This is a genomic window from Gluconobacter roseus NBRC 3990, assembly GCF_006538885.1.
GTDB lineage: Bacteria > Pseudomonadota > Alphaproteobacteria > Acetobacterales > Acetobacteraceae > Gluconobacter > Gluconobacter roseus.
Genome location: NZ_BJLY01000004.1, coordinates 86,975 through 110,624 on the forward strand (window position 1 = coordinate 86,975; position 23,650 = coordinate 110,624).

Here is a 23,650-nt window from a genome sequence, read left to right on the forward strand (position 1 = left end):
GCTGGGAAAAAGCCAACAGACAGGTTCATCTGTTGATCCGGACAGGTCGCCCTGTCCGGATTATGGTTGGTCAGATGGCTGTTTTCAGTTCCAGCTGATGGCACTTCACGGCCTGTGCGAGTGCTGTGGTCACGGCGTCTGTGGAAAATGCCGTGCTTGCATAGGCCTGACCGGCTGCGACCAGTCCGGACAGGTCTGCAGTATTGTGCAGGGCCACGATCCGGTCAGCCAGCGTGACCGCATCGGCTTGGACAAGGTCCTGAAGATCGCCGGGCAGTGCGAGACCTTCGGCCGCTACAGGCGTCATGACGCAGGGCAGGCCTGAGGCGAGGCTTTCGATGACCTTGCCCTTGATGCCCGCGCCGAAGCGCAGGGGGGCGACACTCAGGCGATGGGCTGCAAGCACGGCTCCCAGATCCTGCGCATGTCCCAGAACGCGGACGCGTTCACTGGCGAGAGCCTGAAGGCTTTCAGGCATCTCCGCGCCCACCAGAGTGCAGCAGATGGTCGGATCGGCAGCCCATACGGCGGGCATGATCTCTTCAACCAGCCAGCGTGCGGCATCGGCATTGGGCGCATGGGCGTAATTACCGACGAACACCACACCGCTGCGATCGACAGAGGGACCTGTTTGGGCAGGGATGGCCCAGGGAACCACATGCACGCTGGCCTGTGGCAGATCCCTGCGAAGCTGATCGGCCTCGGTCTCGGAATGCGTCAGGACGGCATCGGCCTGAAGAGCGGCCCTGTATTCCGCGATACGCATCTGGTTGGCCTGTGCCATCAGTTCTGGGCGTCCCTGTACCGCAGCCTGACGGGCCAGGCGCAGGAAGTGCAGGTCCGCGACACTGTAGAGCACGCGGGCCTTGCGCTGGTTGCGACGGACCAGCGCCATGTAGCGTGTCGCGATGTCCTCGCGGTGCAGATAGACGACGTCAAAGCTGTTGGCCTGACGCCGCAGCATGTCTTCGACAGATGTGAAGAACGGATGGCCGAGAACGCTCACGTTGGGCAGACTCTCCAGCATTGAAGCTGTGTCCATCTGGTCGGCTGCGATGAAGCTGACTTCGTAACCGAGGGCCTCCAGCGCTGCCATATGTGACAGGACCGCCTGCGATCCTGCATCGCGGTTCGCCATTGGATGCTGGCCATCGATCACCAGAGCGCGGCGACGCTGAACAGTGTCTGGTGTGGCCATGCCACGGCGACGGCGGGCAGCCCCGAGTGCTGCCTGTGCGGAGCCACTTTTAGAATCCGCACGGGCCTGACGGAGCTTCTCCACCTGTGCGAGCAGGAAGGACAGGACCTGATCGCTGGTCTGCTCGTCTGCGGCGGCAACGGCGCGGGCGATGCCCTGCGCCATGTCGGCGTCGAACGTATCCGCCGGTTCGATGATCTGTGGCTCGCCAAGGAGCGCACCGTCACAGGTTCGACGGATTTCCAGCACATGGCGCGTGAGCGGGGACAGGCCACCCGGCAGCAGGACATCGAAGCCGCAGAGCATCGGCCGTCCGGTTCGGGCGACGTCCGGGCGACGTCCGTTGGCGACCACGGAGGCAAGAGGGACGCCGTTATCGACGATCTGCAGGATCACGGCCTGATCGGGCGTGGCGGGGTTGCAGACCCAGCCGGAAATCCGACTACGGGTGACAATATCGACACAGCCATCCATCGGGGTGACAGGAGCGGACGCCACGATGGCCTGACGCAGCTTCTGCTCGGTCTGATCCATCATCCAGGGCACATGGGCGAGGGGGGCGTGATCGTCGACCCGGCGGACTTCCAGAACGTGGCGCTCCAGCGGAGAAAGACCGCCTGGAATGTCAAAACGGAACCCGCAATCGCCGCCAAGATCAGCCCGGGACTGGTTGGCCAGGACTTCACCCAGCACCACGCCGTTATCGACGATCTGCAAGCGTACAGGCTTGGCGCTACCGGGGATGCGGGCCCAGCCCCGGACATGGGTGTGGGTGGCTGCGTCCAGATAGCCCTCGAGTGGGGTAAATGTCGTGGTTTTGCGGCGGGCCGGGTTCAGACGGCTGCGGATGGCCTCAAGCTGTGCCCCTTCCTCGACGCGCGGGGCGCAGTAACGGGCGGCAACCGGGCTGGCATCCGGATAAAGGACGTCATATTCGCCGGCATTGTGAAACATGCCGCGGGAGCCGTCATCCACAAAGGTTTCGGACTGCGTGCCGTTGGCAATGATGATGTCGTGGTGTTCCAGCTCGATATGGAAATAGGCGACTTCATCCATGCGCTCGGCCTGAAGGATGGTGTTGCCATTCACCAGCAGAACGGCCGGAACCAGAACGCCATCCAGATACATCGCATGAAGCGGTGAGACCGACAGGTCCTGATGCGGAAGGTCTTTCCCAAGCGATCCGCGACGGAAGATGACGGGCATGATGTCACGGTTGCCGTTGGCGAAGGTGCCGGAATAGCTGCGACGGCCAATCCAGCGGATCGGGCGCAGGCCGTTTGTGGCCGTCTGGACCAGATCGCCGATCTGAAGGCTCTCGACGGGCACTTCACGGCGATCTGTCAGGATCAGCGTGCCGCGGCAGTAGCAGGGTGTGCCTTCCGCGAGCAGCATCGTGCCGCCGCTGCTGTCGGAAGCGAGGCTGAAGAAATCGGCGTCATAGGCCCCATCGAGGCCGATCGTGTAGGTGCTGGTCCCGTTGGTGATCTGAAGGGTCGACGGGTCTGTCAGGGTCGTGGTGGCATTGCTGGACCAGGCGAGTTCCGGCAGGTCGATTTTGGCGCCACTGGCAAGTGCGATGTTGCTGGCAGTGCTGCCGGAATACAGTGCCAGACGGCTGCCGTTGCCGACCGAGATGTTCGAGGCCGTGCTACCGCTATGGACCGCGGCCGTCTTGCCGGATGCTAGGGCAATGTCAGACAGGGCGGCGCCGTTCGTGGCGTTGTAATCCGTCATTGCGAGCAGGGTGACGGACGGATCGTGATCAGACTCGCCGGTCAGGGAGCCCGTGTTGACGTGGATCGTCTCGAACTTGCCCGCACTGGCGAAATCCGCGCTGCCGATCGTATGATCCAGCGATTCCGCGTTGCCTTCGAAGATATAGGTGTAACGGTTGGACGGGTCTTCCGTGTTGCTCATATCCGTCAGGCCGGCATTGGCATAGACCTGCTGGGCGTCGCTCCATTCGGTGTCGTTGAAATCCCCGAGGATGCCGACTTTGGCGGTTGGATCACTGGTCAGCAGACCGTTGACGTAGTTCGTGATGTACTGCGCCTGCGCGATGCGGTTGTTGACCGTATCCGTCGTGCCGCCGTGGTTCACGGGCGGCTGGGTTGCACCATAAAGCTCGCTGCTGCCAGCCTGCGAGGACAGATGCACGTTGACGAGTGTCACCGTCTGGCCGTTGAACTCGAACGTGCCCACCAGGGGCAGGCGGGTGTTCTTGAAGGTGCCGCTGGCCAGTTCCTCGTCACCAATGGTCGTGACGGGCGCTGCGAGGCTGACGCGCTCGGGGTTGTAGAGGAAGACGCTGCGGATATTGCCGCCCGAAACGCCGCCCGAGGCGTTGTTGGTCGGGTCCACCTCGGCCCAGGAATAGGTCGGCCCACCTGCATCCGCGATGGCTTTGACGATGGCCGCGAGGTTCTGCGAAGCGCTGACGGTGCCGTCATTGGTCGTGCCGCTGTCGTCCTGGATTTCCTGAAGCGCCAGTACGTCCGGGCTGTCGAGGTTGCTGACGATGATCTGCGCGACCTGCTTCAGACGGTCCGCATTGGCCGGGTCGAGCGCGTTGAAGTTCTCGATATTGTAGTCGCTGACCAGCAGGTTCTGATCGTCCTTGTGCAGGGACGTGACCGGGGCTGGCGTGTCGGTATGCAGGACCGTGACCTGTGTGGTCGGGACCAGTTCATAGACGCCATTGTAATAGGTCAGCACACCCGTGATGTCGCCGAGCTTGTCTCCGACTTCCGCACTGATGGCAGACCCCGGCGTGACGCCGCTGTCGTAATAAAGCTCGATCCGCTGCGTGTTGACGCTGTCGGCCGTTTCCTGAAGCGCACCAGTCGGGGTCAGCAGACCATTGCCGTTGTCGGGGACGACCCATGTCGCATTCGAGGCCGTGGCGCCGACGGCCACGGCATCATGGATCGTAATGACCTGACCGATCAGGTTGCGGTAGAAATCGAGCGCATTGGTGTCGGGGCTGAGAGAGGCTGTGCTCGTGTTCAGGTTGATCGCCTGCGTCAGATCACCGAGATAGGAGGCAGCCGGAACTGTCAGGCCACCCTGACCAACCACGACAGGCGTGGTGTTCACATAGGCCGCGCCGGTATCGGTGTAAGAAACAAGGTTGATTTCCGGAAGGGTGAGGGACTTGCTCCACGACGTGCCGGAATAGTTCGTGACCGTGCCGGTTACGGAAACGGTCTCACCCACCGTTGGAAGTGTCGCCGTCTTGCCCGCATAGATGAAGATGCCCGAACTGCCGACCGTGTTCTTGTCCGGATTGGACTGCTGGATCCAGAAACCGATGCTGCCATTCGTATCCACGGCAGTCACGACGCCCGTAGTCATGACAGAAGCATTGGCATACGGGCTGTAATAGCCGGTGCCGTTGATCTGCTGGATCGTCAGGTCCTGCGGGGTTGTCGTATCGCTCCCCGTGCCCGAACCTCCGGTATCGCTGCCTGAACCGCCTGTGTCGGAGCCGCCCGAACCCGATCCGCCAGTGTCACCGCCCGTGCTTCCGCCGGAAGGTGTGCCGTCATTGGCCGCACCGGGCGTGACCAGAACCGTGCCTGCCGCGGCAACGGTGCCATAGCCGTCAATCCCGGCGAGGGACGGGTCATCCGCGACCCAGTCCGAAGTGCTGTCCGTATCGGTGCCATCAGGAATACGCGAGGCGCCGTTGATGATCGAACCCGTCAGGACAGGCGTGCCGGCATAGGTCGGATCGCCCTTGCCGCCATCGGAGACGGCGATCGTGTCCCCGATTTCGGACCATGGTGTTGATGTGAAGGTTCCGGCATTGGCCGTGTCGAGATCATCGCCGGCCTTGCCGGTGAAATCCTTGACGAGAAGGACGGTCTGCGTGCCGTTCTGCAAGGCATTCGTCTGAAAAGGCGTGACCCAGTAGCCGTCGCTGTTCGTGACGCCGACAGTAAAAACATTGTCGATTTTGCCCGCTGCGGTGCCGTCACCATCGACGACGATCAGGGACCAGGCACTGTAATCGGTACTGGCATCGCCCTTTACTTCAATAAATTCATCTGGATCACCAGAAACACTTGGATTGAACATGAATTCATTAATAAGTAATTTCGACGTCATTGAACTCTATCCTGACGAGGGGCGTTCCCCGGGATGATTACTGAAAAGCAAACATGAATTTCGGTGAATGTATAAAAAAGAGTCAATATGTTTCGATAAAAATACGGTATTAATCATGAAAGCTTCATTTTGTGTCTTTTCATTTCAATATAATAACGAAATATATCTTGTGCGCGGGGCAGGATTTTCCCTTGAAAAGTCCTCGTTTTTTCAGAAGAAAGAAGCGCGTCCAGGCACTGAAATACCTGCAAACGTAATGGTTCGTTGCTTCCGCGGGCGCGGATGTCCGCTATGACAGGCGCGACCTGATCAGGGAGTCTGTGTCCGCATGAAGCCGCATATGTTCATCATGATGATTCTGGTCGGGCTGGCAGGATGTTCGCATCCACGCCCGCAGCCGACGGACAGCCGGTCCGCGCTGCTGAGGCCGCTGGTTACCAGTGGCTCCGACAAACAGGCGGACTCTTCCCGGCCGGATCACAAAATCCACGGGGCCGTCAGTGTTGGAACGGGCTTTGGCAGTGCCGGGAATTATGGTGTTGGCCCGCAATCCGGCCTAGGTTCTGCGACCGGAATTGGAGCGGGCCGTATGGGGTTGACGCCGGAAGGTTGGTAGACGCTCCCGGCGTCGTATGGCTTCAGTTCAGCGGGGCGATCTTCACGACAATATACGGCATGACTTCGAGATCCTTGCCATCATGGAAGGCCGGCAGCCGGGCCTACTGGCCGATTGTGCTGTAGAGGGCGCCATTGGCATAGGCCAGGCCATCGGGTTCGGTCATGTGCGGATCATGGGCGACGACGGAGATTGCGCCGTCCGGCTTGCGCCGCAGAATGGCGTGGCGCTCATCATCCGTGATGTAAAGCGATCCATCCGGGCCGGTCGCCATGCCGTCTCCCATGCCGGTTTCGCCTTCATCCTTCACAGCCCGCTCCAGCGTGGTTTCGCTGGCTTTCGGATCGGACAGGACTGCAATCGGTGCAGAATAGAGGCGGCGGCTGGTCTGTGGCTGCCAGTAAAGCGTCTGCTGGTCCGGGCTGATGGCAATGCCGTTCACACCACCCTGGGGCAGGATGGCGTGGTCCGGATCGTAGCGTCCTGCGACACCGTCCATCATCGCAACAAATCCCGGCTGCGGCATGACGGAAACCGTATCACCAAGGATGCGCCGCTGATGTCCCGTTGCCAGATCAACGACGACTAGCGCCGGATGCACGCCGGTTGAACTGTCGGTGATGAAGGCCGTGCCCGTCGTACCATGCGTCAGGTCGATGCGGACGTCATTGACGTGGCTGTCCGGCAGCAGGGCGGGTGCGGAGAGCGGGATGACCTGCGCGATCTTTGCACTGGCGGGATCAATGCGGAAAAGCTTCTGCGCTCCTGCAACCGTGCCCGTTCCGGCCACCATGCCTTCATCCAGAACCCAGAGCTGTCCTTTCGCATCAACCGTCATGCCCAGCGGGGAGACGAACTGCTCCTGCGCGGCAGCATCGGGGAAGGGCGTCAGCTTTCCGTTTGCATAGAGCGCCAGACGCGGCCCGGAATGTTCATGCGCACTGCGCGGAAAGCCCAGCACCAGACGGCCATCGGGCAGGACCGCAATGCCGGACGGCTGGGCGTTGGAAAACCGCCCGATGATCTGCACATTGCCTGAAGGGAGCGTGCCTTTGTCCACCGTCTGGGCGGCGAGGGCAGGGGACGCAGCGGACAGCGCGGCGAGACCGGCGCTGAAAGTAAGGGCCAGAAGTGTCTGACGGGCCATGGTTGAAATCTCCTTTGCCGCACAGGACCAGAGCGGCTGCATGATGACAACTCACGCAAACGCGAGCACAGAGGTCAGGTTCGCAGCAGGCGCTCACGCAGGGCAGGATCATGGGCATACAGGAACAGCCCGTGGATGCCGCGTGTGAGAATGACATTCAGCGCATTGAGAATGACGCGCTTCTTCGCCTCTTCCGGCGTCGCAATCCCGTCGCGCCCCTGAAACGCCGCGCTGTCCTCGTAACGCTCCGGCCGCACTCCGATCCGGTCATTCTTCGCGTCGTAGAACAGCGACGGCCCGAGAATGACGCCCGCATAATTCAGATCGAAGCCCTGGATCGTATAGACGGACCCCACCTCGTCGATCGTATCCGGTCGTTCGGCCCAGGGCAGTTTTTCGCTCGGCAGGGAACGGTCCCAGCGAAGGCGAAAGTCGCCTTCGGTGATGAAATGGTCCTCATCGTTGAGTGTGTAGGGATAATCATAGGTCGAGAGCAGGCGGCACAGACCGTATTTCGCATTGCACGTGCACAGATCCGCATAGAGCTTCGCGCAGTCGTCATAGAGGCGCAGATCAAAAGACGGATCTTTCGGGCGCGGCAGGATGTCCCCCTGTCCGAGCGCATCAATCCACGAACATGTCGCCGGACTGGCCGAAACGCGGAACTGCGTGTCGAGATGGAACGTCTCCGACGGACGGCCCTTGCGGAAACTCTCCAGCAGATCGGTGGACCAGTGGCTCTTGAACTTCAGGACCTGCAACGGATCGAACACCACCACTACGATCCGCGCCCAGCGCAGGATTTCTTCCAGATGGTTCTGTTGTGCGAAATGGTTGTAACGGTCCGGCCGCGTCAGCAGCAGATGCGCCTCGTCCACCAACACGATATCCGCGCGCCTGCCGGTTTTGGCCGATTTGTTGATGAACGTCGTCGGGCGCTCGTAATCGCTTTTGCGCAGGTTGGGCATGGTGGCCGCAATATTGCGATAGAGCTTGAGCATCTCCGGATGGTTGACGATCACCATGTTCCGCAGACCACGCAGCAGATCATCCGCCGCGCCACTCCGCGCCCGGGTCTGGAGCGTATTGAAGATCGCGTTCAGGACAACGCTCTTCCCCGTGCCCGCCGCACCCTCGATGACGAAGAGCGCGCTGTCATCGGCCTGATGCCGCTCGCAGAACGAAACCACCCGATGCAGCAGCTCCGTCTGCGGTTCGGACAGCGCAAGGTCGGGGGAGAGCTTGTGCGTCGCGGCATTGTCCAGCGCCATGGGGGAAGCGGTCACGCGGCTCAGTCCGCGGCGATATCGGCCACTTTGGCATCCGTGGCGCGCTGGGCATCCGCCGGCGTGATCCGTACGACAAAACCCTGACCCCCCGCATTGATATAGACATGCTCACGCGGCATGGCGTCCTGCGAAATGACCACCGGTATCGGCGTTTTTGAACCAAACGGGCTGGTCCCGCCGGACTGGAATCCCGTCAGCTCCTGCGCCTTTTCGGGGTTCATCATCCGCGCATTGCGTCCGTCGAACAGGGCCGCAACCTTCTTCAGGTTCATCCGCTGATGGGCCGGGGCCACAACGCAGACCGGCTGCTTCTTGTCCACTTCGACCACCAGCGTCTTGAGCACATCTTCGGGCGCCACGCCGATGGCCTCGGCCGCCTGCATCCCGATCAGCCCGCCATTGGGGGCGTATTCGTAATCATGGACGCTGAAAGGAATGTTTTTCGCTGCCAGAAAGGCCGTTGCAGCTGTTTCGCGGGTCATGTGAGCGCTCCGTTGCCAGCAGCAGGTCTGCACGCGCCGGACGACTGAAATCCCTTGGAAAGCAGTTCCGGCATGACCTGCAATAGTTTGCAAACTTTATGGCGGCACAGGCCGGGATTGGCAACATGCAGGCCTTGTGAAGTTCGGATGCGATCGTTCGGGAACCTTTTGGATGTATCGTTCTTTTTGAGAAGAATGACTTTTTCTTTGTTATTGTTTAGCGGTAAAGATATTCCTGAGATGTCGAGGTCCGGGAGAATCGGCATGAGCAGTCGGCCCGTTAAGAGCCTGTCGGGAGGTTAATCGTGGATCAGAAGAGCGTCTGGATCGGGACGAACTGGAAAATGAACAAGGGGCCGGCCGAAGCCATTGCGGCGGCCCGGGCTTTTTCTAACTTCCACCTGCCCGAAGGTGTCCGGTGTTTCCTGACGCCGCCTGCGACATCCCTGCGGGACGTCTGCTCGGTGCTTCAGGACACCCCCGTGATGGTGGGGGCCCAGAACATGTTCTGGGAAGATAGCGGCGCCTGGACCGGTGAGATCTCCGCGCCGATGGTCGCCGAATGCGGAGCGTCCACCGTGCTGCTCGGACATTCAGAGCGCCGGCAGCATTTTGGCGAGACAGACTGGACGGTGAACCGGAAGGTCCGTGCAGCGCTGCGGCATGGTCTGCGTCCGCTGATCTGCATTGGTGACACGGCGGATGAATTTGAATTTGGCGTCTCGCAGGAGACGCTCGCGCGTCAGACGAAAATTGCCCTGCATGGTGTTTCGCAGGAAGATCTCGGGCGCGTGGTCGTAATCTACGAGCCTGTCTGGGCCATCGGATCGGCGGGGCGTCCGGCCGAAGCTCCGTTCGTATCGGAGATCCATACGAAGTTGCGGGGCGTGGTGCAGGGCGTTGTGGGGCGCAACAGCTCCGTGCGGATTCCACTGCTTTATGGTGGCAGCGTTTCCCAGGCCAATATCTGCGATTATGTCGCGCTGCCGGATGTGGACGGGGTGCTGGTCGGCCGGGCCGGATGGGATCCTGCGGATTTCATCAAACTGGTTTCCCGTGTGGGCGAACTGGTGTCTTCGAAAGTTGCTGCCTGATGAACGCCATGCTCATGGAAGGACAGGCCCTGTCCGGTCGCCGGCGCGGTATCCTTGATTATGTCATGGAGCAGGGCGCGGTTCCGGTCGGGGAGCTGCTGAAGCGCTTCTCCCTCAGCCGGACGTCCATCAACCGGGACCTGCTGGCGCTGTCGGCACAGGGGCTGATCCGGCGGAATGGCGCGAACATCACCGCACTGCCGAGTGTGAGTGCGCCAGGAAGCATCCTGTATCGTTCGCGGCAGAAGGTTGCGCAGAAACAGGCCATTGCCAGACTTGCAGCCTCCATGGTCAGTCCGGGCGATACCGTGGCGCTGGATGATTCCACAACTGCACTCTGTATGGCTGAAAGCCTGTCTGAAATCGCTCCATTGACGGTCGTGACCAACAGTCTGGGACTCGGGATGCGTCTGGGGTCATGCGAAACGGTCAGTGTGATCGGTCTGGGCGGGAATTACAGCCCGATATTCGATGCGTTTGCCGGCATGGTCTGTGAGCAGAGCGTGCGTGCCATGCGGATCGACATGGCGTTCGTCTCGGCCGCTGCCGTTCATGGTCTGACGGCCTATCATCAGGTCGAGGAGATCGTCCGGGCCAAGCGGGCACTGATGGACACGGCGGATTGCCGCGTCCTGCTGGTGGACAGCCGGAAGTTCGACACCTCCGCCATGAGTCGGCTGGCGATGCTTTCCGAATTCGATGTGGTCATCACCGATGACGGCATCGACCCTGACTATGCCGGAATGCTGCGCGATGCCGGCGTTACACTGCGGATTGCTGCGGTATCGCCCTCGGCTTCGGAAGATGGTTTTACTGTGGAATAGAGATCTCCTCACGCACCGTAACCGGAGCAGCGGGCCAGAACGTGGCTGAGACCTCCGCCTGCAATGCTGCAAGCTCGTCTTGGATGTAGGTCATGTATTCATGCAGGCCACGCGAGATGATCTCTTCGGCCGTCTGGTCTTCCAGCGTGGCACGCATGTTGATGATGCGTTCCTGAAGCGGCCCGCACTGATGTCGCAGGTTGTAATGGGTGGAGAGGGCGGAGAGCGTACTGTCCACCTGGCGCAGATTGAGCATCAGGGAGCGGGGAAAGCCCTCGTTCTTGAGAAGAAAACCCACGACATTGGCCGGTGTGGTCGTAACAGGCTGCAGACGTCGGAAAGCATGATAGGCGGCGGCTGAGCGCAGGACGGAGCCCCATTGCGTGATGTCCATCTGCGAGCCGGAAGTCTCCCCGCTGGGGAGAAGCGTATGATAGCGGATGTCGATCAGGCGGGTGATCTGGTCGGAGCGCTCCAGATACTTCCCGAGCAGATAGAACAGCCAGGCCTGATCGCGATAGAGCGTGCCTTCGGTAATGCCGAAATGGGTTTGGCAGTCCTGTTTGAGGCGGTTGCACAATCCGGACAGACCATGACGCCGGATGTCAGGCGTGGAAAGCTCCATCATGCTTCGGGTGAAGACGTTGAGCTGCATCCACATTTCGGTGGAAATCAGGGGGCGGGCCGAGCGGGCGTTTTCACGGACCATATGGGCCATGGCACGGATGGACGTCGGGTTCGTGCTTTCCGTGATGTAGAAGGCGAGGATGTTCTCTTCTGTCGCGGGCAGCGGATAGATCGCGGCGTAACGGTCCTCGTCGGAATTGATCTGGAGGATGGAATCCCAGCCCGGACTGCCGTCGGGATTGCGGACGAAAGCTTCGGTGACTTCTAGGAGCCGGGCGAGATTCTCGATTCGCTCCATGTAGCGGGCGAGCCACATCATGCTTTCGCCATAGCGCGACAGCAGCGTGTTGAGATTGGCGAGCATGGCGGGGAAACGTGCGCTGGTCTGTGTCATCGGGCCATCACCCATGTGTCTTTTGAGCCGCCGCCCTGTGAGGAATTGACGACCAGCGAGCCCTTGCGCAGCGCCACGCGGGATAGGCCGCCGGGCAGAACCCATGTGTTCTTTCCGGTCAGGGCGAAAGGCCGGAGATCCACATGCCGGGCCTCAACGCCGCTTGGGCACAGCGTCGGCGAGACGGAAAGGTCGATGACGGGCTGGCTGATATAGTTGGACGGGTCTTCGAGCAGCTTGGCGCGGAATTCGTCCAGTTCGGTCTGTGTCGCCTGAGAGCCGATCAGCAGGCCGTAGCCGCCGGACTCGCCGACGGGTTTGATGACCAGCTTGTCCATATTGGCGAGCGTGTAGGCCAGACCTTCTTCTTCGGCGCAGATATTGGTCTGGACGCTGTCGAGAATGGGGTCTTCGCCCAGATAATAGCGGATGAGGCGGGGCATATAGGCATAGACGGCCTTGTCATCCGCCACGCCGGTTCCGAGCGCGTTGGCCAGCGTGACATTGCCGCGGCGATAGGCTTCCACAAGACCGGGAACGCCCAGCATGCTGTCGGGGTTGAAGGCCAGCGGGTCCAGATACTCGTCGTTCAGGCGCCGATAGATCGAATGGACCGGGCGCAGGCCTGCCACGGTGCGCATATAGACGCGGTGGTTCTCGACGATCAGGTCTTTGCCTTCGACGAGGGGGACGCCCATTTCGCGCGCCAGAAAGACGTGTTCGAAATAGGCGGAATTGTAGATGCCGGGCGAGAACAGCACGACCTGCGGATCGGTTACGCCCTCGGGCGCAACCTCGCAGAGCGTCTGATGCAGTTTGAGTCCGTATTCCTCAACCGAACGCAGGGGCATGCCCGAAGCCAGATCCGGCATCAGACGCAGCATCATGTGCCGGTTTTCAATGACATAAGACACACCCGATGGTGTGCGGGCGTTGTCTTCGAGCACCATGAAACGTCCGCTGCGGTCGCGGATCAGATCGGTGCCGTTGATGTGGACATAGACGTCGCCGGGCACGCGGACGCCGACCATGGCTTCACAATAATTCGGATTGTTGAGCACCAGATCGGCGGGGATGATGCCGTCCCGCAGGACGTGTCGCTCATGATAGATATCGCGCAGGAACAGGTTGAGCGCTTTGACGCGCTGCTGCACGCCACGGTCGATATGGTCCCATTCCGCAGCCGTAAGGACACGGGGGATCATGTCGAAAGGCAGGATGCGGTCGATCGCTTCGCGGTCGGAATAGACGGTGAAAGTAATGCCCAGACGATAGAGCTGTGCTTCGGCCGTGCTGGTGCGGTGGCGCAGTTCGTCAAGGTCGAAGCCTGCCAGGCGGTCGCGGACGGTCTGGAGCGAGGGGGGCATCTCGTCCGTCCGGCGCATGAGTTCGCAGAAGAAATCCGATGTGTCGTAGGCGGCGAACATGCCCGCTTTCGCGGCCGGAGCCTGTGCTGCGCTGGCCGGGGAGGGGATGGGAGACTGCAAAACCGGCCTGTTCATTTTCTGCCTCACCACCCTGGTCTCTGACCGGCGGTGCCTGCTGAAGGGAAATTCGATCAGCCGCGCCGGTTCATTACGATATTTTATTAACGGAGCAAGATTCCAGCACTTTGCCAAGCGTGAAATTTGCCGTTTGGACGGATCAGGAAAAGTCGGGTGGAAATTGTTGCGGTTCCCAGGAAGACTGATAGGGTGAGTGTTCGACTGATGTCAGACCCCATGGTTGGCGGAACGGGATGGCCCGAAAATCGCGTGTCTGAAAGCAGGTGTCTGAAACCGTTTCCACAGGGCCTCCTGAACATGACTTCCCGCGTCGTCCTGAGCCACCAGACCCGATACCAGTACGACCGGCCGGTGTTTCTGGGACGTCAGACCGTGCGCCTGTGCCCGGTGCCGCAGGTCCGATCCGCAGTCCAGAACTATGCACTGGATGTCTCGCCGGAAGGCGCGGATGTGGTCTGGCGGCAGGATGCATATGGCAATCGGGTGGCGGAAATCCGGGTTCCGGAGCGTGTGACGCGGTTTGATGTCTCCGTCAGCATGGACGTGGATCTGCGGGCCCGGCGGGATGGTATGGTCGGTGCGGAAGCGCCGGTTTGTGCCGCATACCGGGATGTCGATGCGGCCGGGGCGCAGGTGTCGCGGTTTGTGGAAGCCTGGCGTCCGGCGGGGGCAGAGGGCACTTCGGAAGCGGTGGCAGAACTCAACCGGGCCGTGGCGGAACGCCTGACCTATCAGCGCAGGCTCGAGCCGGGCGTGTGGGCGCCGGAAGAGACGCTGGAACGTGCAAGCGGATCGTGCCGGGATAGTGCGTGGCTGCTGGTTACGGTCCTGCGGCATCTGGGGTTTTCGGCGCGCTTCGTGTCCGGATATCTGATCCAGCCGGACAAAGCGGGTGGGCTGGACTGTGATCTTCATGCCTGGGCCGAAGCCTGGATTCCGGGAGAAGGCTGGATCGGTTTCGATACGACATCGGGGCTGGTGGTGGCGCAGCATCATATTCCACTTGCAGTGGCCGGGCGGCCCGAGGAGGCGGCTCCGGTTTCGGGGCTGCTGGACCGGTGTCGGGCGACGTTTGACGTGACGATGCGGGCGACGCCTTTTGCATCCGCAGGAAATGTGCCGGAACTGGCCATGATCGGGAAAACCGGTGTAATGCGATCCCATGAAGCTCTTTGAGTGCCAGTCCTGCGGGCAGATTCTCTTTTTTGAAAACACGGTCTGTGAGCATTGCCGGCACCCGATCGGGTATCTGCCGGACCGTTCGCTGCTGACGGCGCTGGACCCGGCAGGAGAACGGTTCTGGCATCCTCTGGAGCCGTCGGCGCAGCAGGAGCGGGTGCTGTACTGCTCGAACCATGATTATGACGTCTGCAACTGGCTCACGGGGCCGGACGCGGCGGGTGGCAAGCCATTCTGTTTTGCATGCCGGTTCAACCGGACAATCCCGAACCTTGAGATCCCGGAAAACCTGGAGCGGTGGCGCAAGATCGAAGTGGCCAAGCACCGGCTGTTCTACACGCTGCTGCGGCTGAAACTGCCAATCCGCGACCGACGGGAAGACCCGGAAAACGGGCTGGTCTTTGATTTCCTCGATGACCCGCCAGACGGTTCGTCATCGGTGATGACAGGGCATTCCAATGGCGTCATCACGCTCGCCATGCGCGAGGCGGATGATGCGTCGCGGGAGCGCATGCGTGTCGAGATGGGGGAATATTACCGCACGCTTCTGGGGCATTTCCGGCACGAAATCGGGCATTATTACTGGAACCTGCTAGTGCGGGATGCCGGGCGGCTTGATGAGTGCCGGGCGGTGTTCGGGGATGACCGTGCGGATTACCAGCAGGCGCTTCAGACCTATTATGACAGTCCGACGCCATCCAACTGGCAGGACAGTCATGTCAGCATCTATGCGACGTCGCACCCCTGGGAGGATTTTGCGGAGACCTGGGCGCATTACCTGCATATCGTCTCTACGCTTGAGACGGCTTGTGCATTCGGGGTCAGCGTCAATCCGATCGTCAAGGGGATCGGGCGGGCTTCGGGGCGCAAGCTCGGGGACCCGTATACCGAGGCGTCTTTTGAGGACATCATGCAGGCCTGGCTGCCGCTGACCTATGCGGTGAACAGTCTGAACCGCTCCATGGGGCTGGCGGATTTCTATCCGTTCGTGCTGACGGAAGGGGTCATGCACAAGCTGGCCTTTATTCACCCGCTGATCCGCGAGAGCCAGACGGGCTGACGAGAGGCATCCGGGTTCACCGTGACGTGTTGCCGTCATGACAGCTTTTCCTGCTCATGATGTCGGAAGACGGTGTGTTTTCGTGGGAAATGTCGTATCCGTTCCGGGACCCGGATGGTTGACCGGACGGGGCTCTGAAAAAAATGCGGGGTGCTGGCGGAGGCTCCGTTTTGTTTCAGGGAATGCTAGCGGAATAAACAGGTAAAGCGATCTATGTGCATGCGGTCCGCCTTTCTGCGTGTTGTCTTATCGGTCACGACAGTGCTGTCGGCTGGGTTTTCTCCGGTCGTTCTGGCTGCGGTGACGCATCGGGAGCCGGGACATCATCCTGCCCGCAGGCCGGTCCATGCCGCTCCTGTGCCAAAGCATCGTGCCGTGGGCCCGTATGTCAGCCAGAGCGCGGAAAACATGGCCGTTGTGGCGCAGCATCCGCCGCGTGGGACGGTCGAGACGGTCAGCCAGAGAATGCTGGCGGAAGCACCCGCCGGGACCAATCCGATGAAGGTCATCGCCCAGCTTCCGGGCGTCGTGTTCCAGTCCGGCGATGCGCAGGGCCTCGATACATGGAGCATGCAGGTCTTCATGCACGGCTTCCAGCAGCAGGAAATCGGCATGACGCTTGACGGAATGCCGCTCGGGGAAATGACGCTCCGAAACTATAACGGTCTGAACCCGATCATGGCGATTTCGTCGGAAAACGTGGCGCGCATTGACGTGTCGCAGTCAGCCGGTGCGGAAAGCATGGCCGCGAGCAACAATCTGGGCGGCGGGCTGAGCTATGTCTCGATGACGCCATCGGACAAGATGGGTGGCACGGCTGCGGCAGGTTTCGGTAGCTACAGTACCTATCATACCTTCCTGCGCTTCGAGAGCGGGAAGCTCAATTCCAGCGGCACGAAGTTCTACACGTCCTACATGCGCAACGACAGCGGGATGTGGAAGGGCTATGGCGAGCAGTTCATGCAGCAGGTGAACGCCAAACTCGTGCAGCCAATCGGACATGACAGCTCGATCTCGGCGTTTTTCGACTGGAGCGACCTGCACCAGAACACTTATCCGGATGTTTCGCCGCAGATCATCAACCGGGTCGGCTACGGTCTGCCGAGCTACGAGAATGGCAGCAATTCCGGCTATATCGCGGCTGTGAATGCGGCGAACGGGATCTATCCGGGCAAGGTCGGGACGCTCGATGATCCGACGGACGCGGCGTATTATGATGGCAGCACGAATACGGTCGATACGTTTGGCGGCATCAAGGCCGATCTGCGCCTGACAGACCGCTTGACCTGGAACACCACGGCTTACGGGCATGGCGAGCGAAACCAGACCTCCTGGGCGACGCCATATTATCCGTCACCTACGGGATCGCCGGTCAGCGAACTGCTGAAAGAGCCGGAAATCCGGCGTTTCGGCATCGTCTCGGCGCTGCATTACGATATCGCGCGCAATCATATCGGCGCGGGTGTCTGGTACGAGAACAACAGCTACATGTCGCCCATGAACGCCTATGCGCAGCCGGCGGTCGTGAATGGTGTGGTTCAGGGAAAGGTGCATGATCCGCTGACCCAGTGGCGCGATCCGTTCGCACAGATCTTCAACCAGAACTACAACACCAACACGTTCACGGCCTTCGTGCAGGACACGTATAACGTGCTGCCGAACCTGGCGCTGCATTTCGGCTTCAAATCCCTGCTGAGCACGACGCGCGTGGGTGACGGCTATCTGAACCAGGACTATTACGGTGCAGGTGCTGCCATCACGAGCGGGGAGAGCCTCACGGTGGCCAAGCCGTTCCTGCCGCATATCAGCGCGGACTGGCATTTCCTGAAGGATCACGAACTGTATTTCGATATTTCGGAAAACGCCCGGACCTATGCGCAGTCCGGCTACAAGCTCTCGAATTCGCCCTTTGCCGTCTCACAGACCGCCTATGACGATACAAAGTCTTCGATCCGCCCCGAGACAGCGTGGACCTACGCGATCGGCTATCGCTACACGGGCAAACTGGTCGCCGCGACGGTCTATGCGTATCGGACGAACTACAACAACCGTTTGCAGCAGATTACGGAAGGGCCGGTCGTCAACCCGATCTCGGCTGTTTCGAACGTGGGTGGCGTGACGATGAATGGCGTGGATGCAGGACTGACGCTGATGCCGTTCAGCGGTTTCGCGCTGACCAACTCCGTCAGCTACAACCATGGCGTCTACGACCAGAACCTTGTCAGCGGCTCCACGGTGTATGCGACGAAAGGCCAGCAGATCGTCAATTATCCGCGCTTCATGTATAAGGGGCGCGTGTCTTACGAATGGCACGGCATGACGGCCTATGCCGATGGAAGCTATACCGGAACGCGCAATTACAGCTACACGGGAGACGTCAAAAGCCCCGGCTACTGGCTGACGAATGTAGGCGTGCAGTACAGCTTCGGAAACATGAAGCGGTACAACCGCTCTCTGGGCGCCATCAAGAACCTGACGGTTTCGTTCAACGGCTCCAACCTGACGAACAAGCGCTATATTTCCACGATGGGCCAGAACGGCAATCCGGCGGATATCGCCTCGGGTGCGCTGACGGACCAGTCCATGCAGATCGGGGCGCCACGGATGTTCTTCGGCAGCGTGCGGGCGGATTTCTAGGACAAAAAGCCCGTGGCGTAGGCCGCGGGCTTTTTTGCTGTCAGGCGGGTTTCTCAGGCGCGGATGATGCTTAGTCCAGCCGCACGGAAGGACGGACAAAGGTCTCGACCCAGTCGGAGTAAAAGGACATCAGCCCCCGGTAATAGCCGAACAGCTCGATCTGGTGCTGGCGATAGAGCATGAGATGGGCCATCCGTGCCGAAAAGCCGTGCGAGATGCCTACCCCCCCCCCCCCAGACAGTGCCACCGGGAAGGGCGGCCCAGCCATTGTATTTTCCCAGAGCCACGATCGCGCCCTTGTTATGGAAAATACAGCCCGGAACCCTGCTGGCCGTGCTCGATCCACGCGGGCAGATAGCGGGCAAGATGCTTGGCCTGCTGCCGGGCGACCTGTGCCGTGGCGGGAAGGGGATCGTCCTGAATGAAGGAGCAGTCTCCGAGCGCGAAGATGTGTTCATCATCGATCGAGGACAGGTTCTGATTAACGAGGATCTGGCCGGTCCGGTTGATCGTCAGGCCACCATAGGCCGTGGTGACTTCGGGAGCTTTGACACCCGCCGCCCAGACACGGAGTTTGGCAGGAACATAGGAGCCGTCTTTCAGCGTGAAGCCGTGGTCGTCGGCGCCAGCGACGCGCGCATTGGTGCGGACGGTGACCCCGATATGTTCGAGTTCCTGCTGGGCTGCGGCGGAGACGGATTCCGGGAACGCAGGAAGGATACGGGCGCCTGACTGCAGGAGCGTGACATGCAGTTTGGGCGGGGCCTTGCCGAACGCATGCAGGTTATAGGGACCGACGATTTCCAGCGCCTTGTGCAGCTCGGCGGCGAGCTGGACACCGGTTGCACCACCGCCGACGATGGCGATGTCCAGTTCTGAATTGTTGGCGAAGGCGCGGAGCAGTTCCATCCGGAATTTTTCGTTGAAGGCGTTGGCCTCCACGAGATTGTCGATGGACATGCAGTATTCCTTGACGCCGGGCGTGCCGAAATCATTGGCGCAGCTGCCGATCGCAATGACGATCGTGTCGTATTTCATGCGCCGGCTTTCGAGAATGACGGTGCCGTCGGCTTCCAGAAGCGGGCTGAGGACGACTTCACGGTTCTCGCGGTCGATGGAAGCCACTTCGCCGGGCCAGAACTCGAAATGGTGGCCGCTGGCCTGGGAGATGAAGTTTACCTTGTCGTTTTCATTGCTGAGCGTGCCGGAAGCAAAGCAGTGCAGCATTGGCTTCCAGACATGGGAAAAGCTCTTGTCGATCAGCGTGATGCGCGCCTTTCCGGGTTTTCCCATCGATTTGCCGAGGCGGGTTGCAAGGGCAAGACCGGCAACACCGCCACCGACAATCAGAATTTCAGATCGAGACGCCATCGGTTTTCAGGCCTCCGTGTAGGGAGTGGGCAACAGAAAAGTTACGAGGGGAGGAATATCTGCCAAGCTCTCTGGTGGCTGATATGAATGCTTTGGGTGTATTAAGGGCGTTCAGGTTGTGATGAAAATCATATTCAGGTGACTGAAATACACATTCATCACATATCAAGTACTGGAAAGCTGATTTTCAAAACGCCGTGAGGGGCGGGAAGGCTCTGTTTCCCGCCCTGATCGACGTCCTCAGAGCGGGGCGTCGATATCCACGATGTTGATGAGCTTGTGGTTCACGAACTCCTTGATGCCCAGGCCCACCAGCTCGCGGCCATAGCCGGAGCGGGCGATGCCGCCGAAGGGAAGGTCGGCCTTGGGGATCAGCGGGTGGTTGACGTAGACCATGCCCGTACGGATCTTCGAAGCCACGCGGGCGCCACGGCTCTCGTCCTTTGTAAAGACCGCACCGCCCAGACCGTAGGGAGAGTCGTTGGCGATGCGGATGGCATCGGCTTCGTCCTTGGCGCGATACAGCTGTGTGACCGGGCCGAAGAACTCCCAGTGACGGGCCTCGTTGTTTTCGTCCAGTCCAGTCATCAGCAGAGGCTGAAAGAAGGAGCCTTTCGTGGGGACCGGAGCGCCGAGGGGCTCGACCTTGGCGCCGTGCTTCTTGGCTTCCTCGACCTGCTTGCGCAGATCATCCGCCGCACCCTGCGAGCAAAGCGGGGCGAGGGTGATGGACGGATCCATCGGGTCACCGGCCTTGAGTTCGGCAACGCCCTTTTTGTAGAGGTCCAGGAAGCGGTCATAAATTGCGTCGGCCACGATGATGCGCTTGGCGGAGACGCAGACCTGTCCGGCGTTCCAGTGGCGACCGAGAACGGCCCATTTCGCGGCCTTTTCAACGTCCGCGTCATCCAGCACGATGAAGGCATCGGCGCCGCCGAGTTCCATTGTGGCTTTCTTCAGCGCCTTGCCGGCCGTTCCCGCGATGATGACACCTGCACCCTCGGAACCTGTCAGAGCCACGCCGCAGACGCGGGGATCGTTCAGGATCATTTCCGTATGGGGACGGGCAAGATAGAGGTTGCGGAACAGTCCCTTGGGCAGTCCGGCCTCGTTCATCAGATCTTCGCAGATCGCGGCACACTGCGGCAGGTTGGATGCGTGCTTGAGCAGGACCGCATTACCGGCCGAAAGCTGCGGGGCAATGATGCGGACGACCTGATAGAACGGGAAGTTCCACGGCTCGATAGCCAGCACGATGCCGAGAGGTTCGTGAACCAGCGTAGCCTTGCCCTCGGCCGGATTGGCGACCGGAAGCGTCTCGGGCTTCAGCAGTTCTTCGGCATGCTCGGCATAATATTCAAAGATTTCGGCGGAGAGAATGATCTCCATCTTTGATTCTTTGAACAGCTTGCCCATTTCGAGCGTGCCAAGACGTGCATATTTGTCGAGGTCGCGGCGCAGGATTTCGGCGGCAGTTTTCATGATCTTTGCGCGTTCGACAAAGGAGGTATCGCGCCAGCTTTCAAAGGCCTTGTAGGCGTCTGTCAGCGCGGCCTGGACTTCTTCATCCGTCGCGTTCGGGAAGGTCTTGAGGACTTCGCCGGTGTAGGGATTTGTCGTTGCGTAGGCCATGTTTACCTCGTTGCCGGTTGGGAAAAGGCGTGCGGCCGCAACAGGGCCGGTCGGATGGCTTTTCCCGTCATCATCTGGGGGAGCAAACAGGTTTCCAGTTCGGGACCGGGCGCAGAATGTCCGGGCTGGACAGAGTGCGTTTCTGAAAGAACAGAAGAAGTATCTGTCTGGAGAAAACGGAATGAAGAGGACGCACTGGCCGCTTTGTCCTCAAAGGACATCGCGGATTTGTGGTTTGTATTTAACATCCATTTTATCCTTTATCCGGACTGAAAACAGATAGACTGTCGAGTGGCAGGTTGTCGTCTAAATATGACACTCAGTGTCAGAAACGGGTATTATCCATATCCCGACTGATTACCAGAGCGCGGGCATCACATGGGTGTGAAGCGCCGTGACGTGCCCATGGCACGCGCAGGTTCCGGGATGCGTAAAGCTGCTGAAATTATGGAGAAAACCGGTCCATTCAGAATGTCAGGATTTTCTCTTCGGATAGTGGAATCCGATGGCGCTTTCAGGCGGCGCAGGAGGGCTTTTCAGAGTCGAAAAGGGAGTCGCCGGGCCTCAGGAATAGTGTCGTCCGGGCGCGGCTGAGTGGCCCGGGACATGTGTCATGTCCCGGGGATAGGCGTGTGGTTCAGGAAGCAAAGACCTTGGAGATGGCGTCCTGCGCTTCCTGCTGGATCGCGCGCAGATGCTCCTCGCTGACGAAGCTTTCGGCATAGATCTTGTAGACATCTTCCGTGCCGGACGGACGGGCGGCGAACCAGCCGTTCTCGGTCACGACCTTCAGCCCGCCAATCGGCGCGTCATTGCCCGGCGCACGGGTGAGCTTGCTGATGATCTTGTCGCCCGCCAGCGTCTCCAGCGGGAACTGCTCGGCTGTGAGTTTGCTGAGCTTGGCCTTCTGTTCCGGATTGGCGGCGGCATCGATCCGCTCGTAATACGGTGTGCCGAGACGGGCGATGATCTCATGATAATGGGCGCTCGGGTTTTTGCCGGTCTTGGCTGTGATTTCAGCCGCCAGCAGGCCCAGAATGAGGCCGTCCTTGTCGGTGGTCCAGACGGTGCCGTCCCGACGCAGGAAGGTGGCGCCTGCGCTTTCCTCGCCGCCAAAGCCAAGTGAGCCATCCATCAGGCCCGGGACGAACCATTTCAGCCCGACCGGTACTTCAACGAGCTTGCGGCCCATGTCCTTTGCCACGCGGTCAATCAGCCCGCTGCTGACGAGCGTCTTGCCCACACCCAGTTCCGGGCTCCAGTCCGGGCGGTTCCGGAACAGGTAGGAAATCGCCACTGCAAGATAGTGGTTCGGGTTCATCAGGCCGTCGGGCATGGCAACAATGCCGTGACGGTCGGCGTCGGTGTCATTGGCGAAGGCGACGTCGAAACGGTCGCCCATTTCGATCAGACGCGCCATGGCATAGGGGGAGGAGCAGTCCATGCGGATCTGCCCGTCCCAGTCGGCAGTCATGAAAGAGAACGTCGGATCCACCACGTCGCTGACGACGGTGGCGTTCAGGCCGTAGCGCTCGATGATGGGCTTCCAGTAAGCCACGGCAGCCCCGCCCAGCGGGTCGATGCCGATCTTCACGCCGGCATCGCGGATCGCCTTCATGTCGATCACGGAGTCCAGATCGTTCACATAAGGCGTAATGAAATCATAGCCTTTGATGCAGGCTTCCTGCCGTGCCTGTTCGTAAGGCAGGCGTTTGACGTCCTTCAGACCGTTGGCGAGGAAGTCATTGGCCATGTCCTGAATGGCCTTGGTGATGGACGTATCGGCCGGGCCACCATTGGTCGGGTTGTATTTGAACCCGCCATCGGACGGCGGATTATGCGACGGCGTGATGACCACACCATCGGCCAGACCCGTGGTGCGGCCCTTGTTGTAGGTCAGGATGGCATGGGAAATGACAGGGGTCGGCGTGTAGCCGCCATTTTCATCAATCCGGGCGTCGATCCCGTGGGCCGCAAAGACCTCGATGGCGGATTTCTGCGCCGGTCCGGACAGGGCGTGGCTGTCCATGCCGATGAAGAGCGGGCCGTCGATGCCTTCGGCCTTGCGATGGCGGCAGATGGCTTCGCAGATGGCGAGGATATGGTTCTCATTGAAGCTGGTATGGAACGAAGAGCCCCGGTGGCCGGAAGTGCCGAACGAAACGCGCTGCGTGGCAATCGAAGGGTCGGGCTTGCGGTCATAATAAGCCGCGATCAGGGCGGGAATGTCGGTCAGCTGGTCAGAGGGAAGTCTTTTTCCGGCCAGGGGGCTGAGATGGGCCATTGCTTCAGATATCCTTGCATTTGCCGTTGCGCAGAGACGTCGGTTGACGGTCGTAACGCATGAACGCCCTGCCTGGGCGCGTCGTTCGGGCAGGAAAACTTGTATCCGGGCTGATGTCCAGAGAGGCGCGTTAGTTCTGTGAAGTTTGTGTTGCTGGAACGACAAGTCTCTCAGGCGCATGATGACATGGAAACTGTC

At 60.4% G+C, this 23,650-nt stretch carries 14 protein-coding genes and 2 pseudogenes; 6 read left to right on the forward strand and 10 right to left on the reverse strand.

What is annotated here, in order from left to right; translation table 11 throughout:
* Window positions 1–70 precede the first annotated feature (70 nt).
* Window positions 71–5,311 carry a Hint domain-containing protein gene (locus GRO01_RS10425; protein WP_062507872.1) on the reverse strand — a complete coding sequence of 1,747 codons (5,241 nt, stop codon included), beginning with the start codon at window positions 5,309–5,311 and terminating at the stop codon, window positions 71–73.
* Between the two features lie 328 nt (window positions 5,312–5,639).
* On the opposite strand from GRO01_RS10425, the gene GRO01_RS10430 reads away from it, so the two are divergent.
* A complete protein-coding gene (locus GRO01_RS10430) occupies window positions 5,640–5,927 on the forward strand; it encodes a hypothetical protein (protein ID WP_062507873.1) in 288 nt (95 codons plus the stop codon).
* Between the two features lie 22 nt (window positions 5,928–5,949).
* Here the strand turns inward: GRO01_RS10430 and GRO01_RS10435 are convergent.
* The 4 genes and pseudogenes from GRO01_RS10435 to GRO01_RS10450 form a co-directional block, all read right to left on the reverse strand.
* Window positions 5,950–7,074 (reverse strand): annotated as a pseudogene (locus GRO01_RS10435) (SMP-30/gluconolactonase/LRE family protein).
* Window positions 7,075–7,148: 74 nt separating this feature from the next.
* Window positions 7,149–8,345, reverse strand: a complete 1,197-nt coding sequence (locus tag GRO01_RS10440) for a DUF2075 domain-containing protein (RefSeq protein ID WP_062507878.1) — start codon at window positions 8,343–8,345, stop codon at window positions 7,149–7,151.
* A gap of 20 nt (window positions 8,346–8,365) precedes the next feature.
* Window positions 8,366–8,845 carry a Cys-tRNA(Pro) deacylase gene (gene ybaK, locus GRO01_RS10445; protein WP_062500700.1) on the reverse strand — a complete coding sequence of 160 codons (480 nt, stop codon included), beginning with the start codon at window positions 8,843–8,845 and terminating at the stop codon, window positions 8,366–8,368.
* Complete coding sequence (locus GRO01_RS10450; protein WP_141307001.1) at window positions 8,842–9,111, reverse strand: hypothetical protein; 270 nt, start codon at window positions 9,109–9,111, stop codon at window positions 8,842–8,844. The genes ybaK and GRO01_RS10450 overlap by 4 nt, the downstream gene beginning before the upstream one ends.
* Window positions 9,112–9,150: 39 nt before the next feature.
* On the opposite strand from GRO01_RS10450, the gene GRO01_RS10455 reads away from it, so the two are divergent.
* Both GRO01_RS10455 and GRO01_RS10460 read left to right on the forward strand, forming a co-directional pair.
* Entirely contained in the window at window positions 9,151–9,939 is a 789-nt protein-coding gene (locus GRO01_RS10455; protein WP_371857410.1) for a triose-phosphate isomerase, read from the forward strand.
* Window positions 9,939–10,763 (forward strand): DeoR/GlpR family DNA-binding transcription regulator, encoded by an 825-nt coding sequence (locus GRO01_RS10460; RefSeq protein ID WP_062507880.1) that lies wholly within the window; start codon window positions 9,939–9,941, stop codon window positions 10,761–10,763. The genes GRO01_RS10455 and GRO01_RS10460 overlap by 1 nt, the downstream gene beginning before the upstream one ends.
* On the opposite strand, the gene GRO01_RS10465 is transcribed toward GRO01_RS10460, so the two are convergent.
* Entirely contained in the window at window positions 10,750–11,784 is a 1,035-nt protein-coding gene (locus tag GRO01_RS10465; protein ID WP_231490096.1) for an alpha-E domain-containing protein, read from the reverse strand. The two genes, GRO01_RS10460 and GRO01_RS10465, sit on opposite strands and share 14 nt — an antisense overlap.
* A complete protein-coding gene (locus GRO01_RS10470) occupies window positions 11,781–13,286 on the reverse strand; it encodes a circularly permuted type 2 ATP-grasp protein (protein ID WP_083541258.1) in 1,506 nt (501 codons plus the stop codon). Before GRO01_RS10470 ends, GRO01_RS10465 begins: the two co-directional genes overlap by 4 nt.
* A 300-nt stretch (window positions 13,287–13,586) precedes the next feature.
* On the opposite strand from GRO01_RS10470, the gene GRO01_RS10475 reads away from it, so the two are divergent.
* From GRO01_RS10475 to GRO01_RS10485, 3 genes are all read left to right on the forward strand, one after another.
* Window positions 13,587–14,465 (forward strand): transglutaminase family protein, encoded by an 879-nt coding sequence (locus tag GRO01_RS10475; protein WP_083541263.1) that lies wholly within the window; start codon window positions 13,587–13,589, stop codon window positions 14,463–14,465.
* Window positions 14,452–15,528, forward strand: a complete 1,077-nt coding sequence (locus GRO01_RS10480) for a zinc-binding metallopeptidase family protein (protein WP_062507882.1) — start codon at window positions 14,452–14,454, stop codon at window positions 15,526–15,528. Before GRO01_RS10475 ends, GRO01_RS10480 begins: the two co-directional genes overlap by 14 nt.
* A 219-nt stretch (window positions 15,529–15,747) precedes the next feature.
* On the forward strand, window positions 15,748–18,165 hold the full coding sequence (locus GRO01_RS10485) for a TonB-dependent receptor (RefSeq protein WP_231490099.1): 2,418 nt from the start codon (window positions 15,748–15,750) through the stop codon (window positions 18,163–18,165).
* A gap of 70 nt (window positions 18,166–18,235) precedes the next feature.
* On the opposite strand, the pseudogene GRO01_RS10490 reads toward GRO01_RS10485, so the two are convergent.
* The 3 genes and pseudogenes from GRO01_RS10490 to pgm form a co-directional block, all read right to left on the reverse strand.
* Window positions 18,236–19,536: pseudogene (locus tag GRO01_RS10490) on the reverse strand (NAD(P)/FAD-dependent oxidoreductase).
* 240 nt (window positions 19,537–19,776) lie between these two features.
* Window positions 19,777–21,168 carry an NAD-dependent succinate-semialdehyde dehydrogenase gene (locus GRO01_RS10495; protein WP_062509810.1) on the reverse strand — a complete coding sequence of 464 codons (1,392 nt, stop codon included), beginning with the start codon at window positions 21,166–21,168 and terminating at the stop codon, window positions 19,777–19,779.
* Window positions 21,169–21,805: 637 nt separating this feature from the next.
* A complete protein-coding gene (pgm, locus tag GRO01_RS10500) occupies window positions 21,806–23,452 on the reverse strand; it encodes a phosphoglucomutase (alpha-D-glucose-1,6-bisphosphate-dependent) (protein ID WP_062509806.1) in 1,647 nt (548 codons plus the stop codon).
* Window positions 23,453–23,650 lie beyond the last annotated feature (198 nt).

Bases quoted from the DNA above. Each gene is read 5' to 3' on its own strand.
- GRO01_RS10425 (WP_062507872.1), bottom strand. From the start codon at position 5,311: ATGACGTCGAAATTACTTATTAATGAATTCATGTTCAATCCAAGTGTT.
- GRO01_RS10430 (WP_062507873.1), top strand. From the start codon at position 5,640: ATGAAGCCGCATATGTTCATCATGATGATTCTGGTCGGGCTGGCAGGA.
- GRO01_RS10440 (WP_062507878.1), bottom strand. From the start codon at position 8,345: ATGGCGCTGGACAATGCCGCGACGCACAAGCTCTCCCCCGACCTTGCG.
- ybaK (WP_062500700.1), bottom strand. From the start codon at position 8,845: ATGACCCGCGAAACAGCTGCAACGGCCTTTCTGGCAGCGAAAAACATT.
- GRO01_RS10450 (WP_141307001.1), bottom strand. From the start codon at position 9,111: ATGCCGATTCTCCCGGACCTCGACATCTCAGGAATATCTTTACCGCTA.
- GRO01_RS10460 (WP_062507880.1), top strand. From the start codon at position 9,939: ATGAACGCCATGCTCATGGAAGGACAGGCCCTGTCCGGTCGCCGGCGC.
- GRO01_RS10465 (WP_231490096.1), bottom strand. From the start codon at position 11,784: ATGACACAGACCAGCGCACGTTTCCCCGCCATGCTCGCCAATCTCAAC.
- GRO01_RS10470 (WP_083541258.1), bottom strand. From the start codon at position 13,286: ATGAACAGGCCGGTTTTGCAGTCTCCCATCCCCTCCCCGGCCAGCGCA.
- GRO01_RS10475 (WP_083541263.1), top strand. From the start codon at position 13,587: ATGACTTCCCGCGTCGTCCTGAGCCACCAGACCCGATACCAGTACGAC.
- GRO01_RS10480 (WP_062507882.1), top strand. From the start codon at position 14,452: ATGAAGCTCTTTGAGTGCCAGTCCTGCGGGCAGATTCTCTTTTTTGAA.
- GRO01_RS10485 (WP_231490099.1), top strand. From the start codon at position 15,748: ATGCGGTCCGCCTTTCTGCGTGTTGTCTTATCGGTCACGACAGTGCTG.
- GRO01_RS10495 (WP_062509810.1), bottom strand. From the start codon at position 21,168: ATGGCCTACGCAACGACAAATCCCTACACCGGCGAAGTCCTCAAGACC.
- pgm (WP_062509806.1), bottom strand. From the start codon at position 23,452: ATGGCCCATCTCAGCCCCCTGGCCGGAAAAAGACTTCCCTCTGACCAG.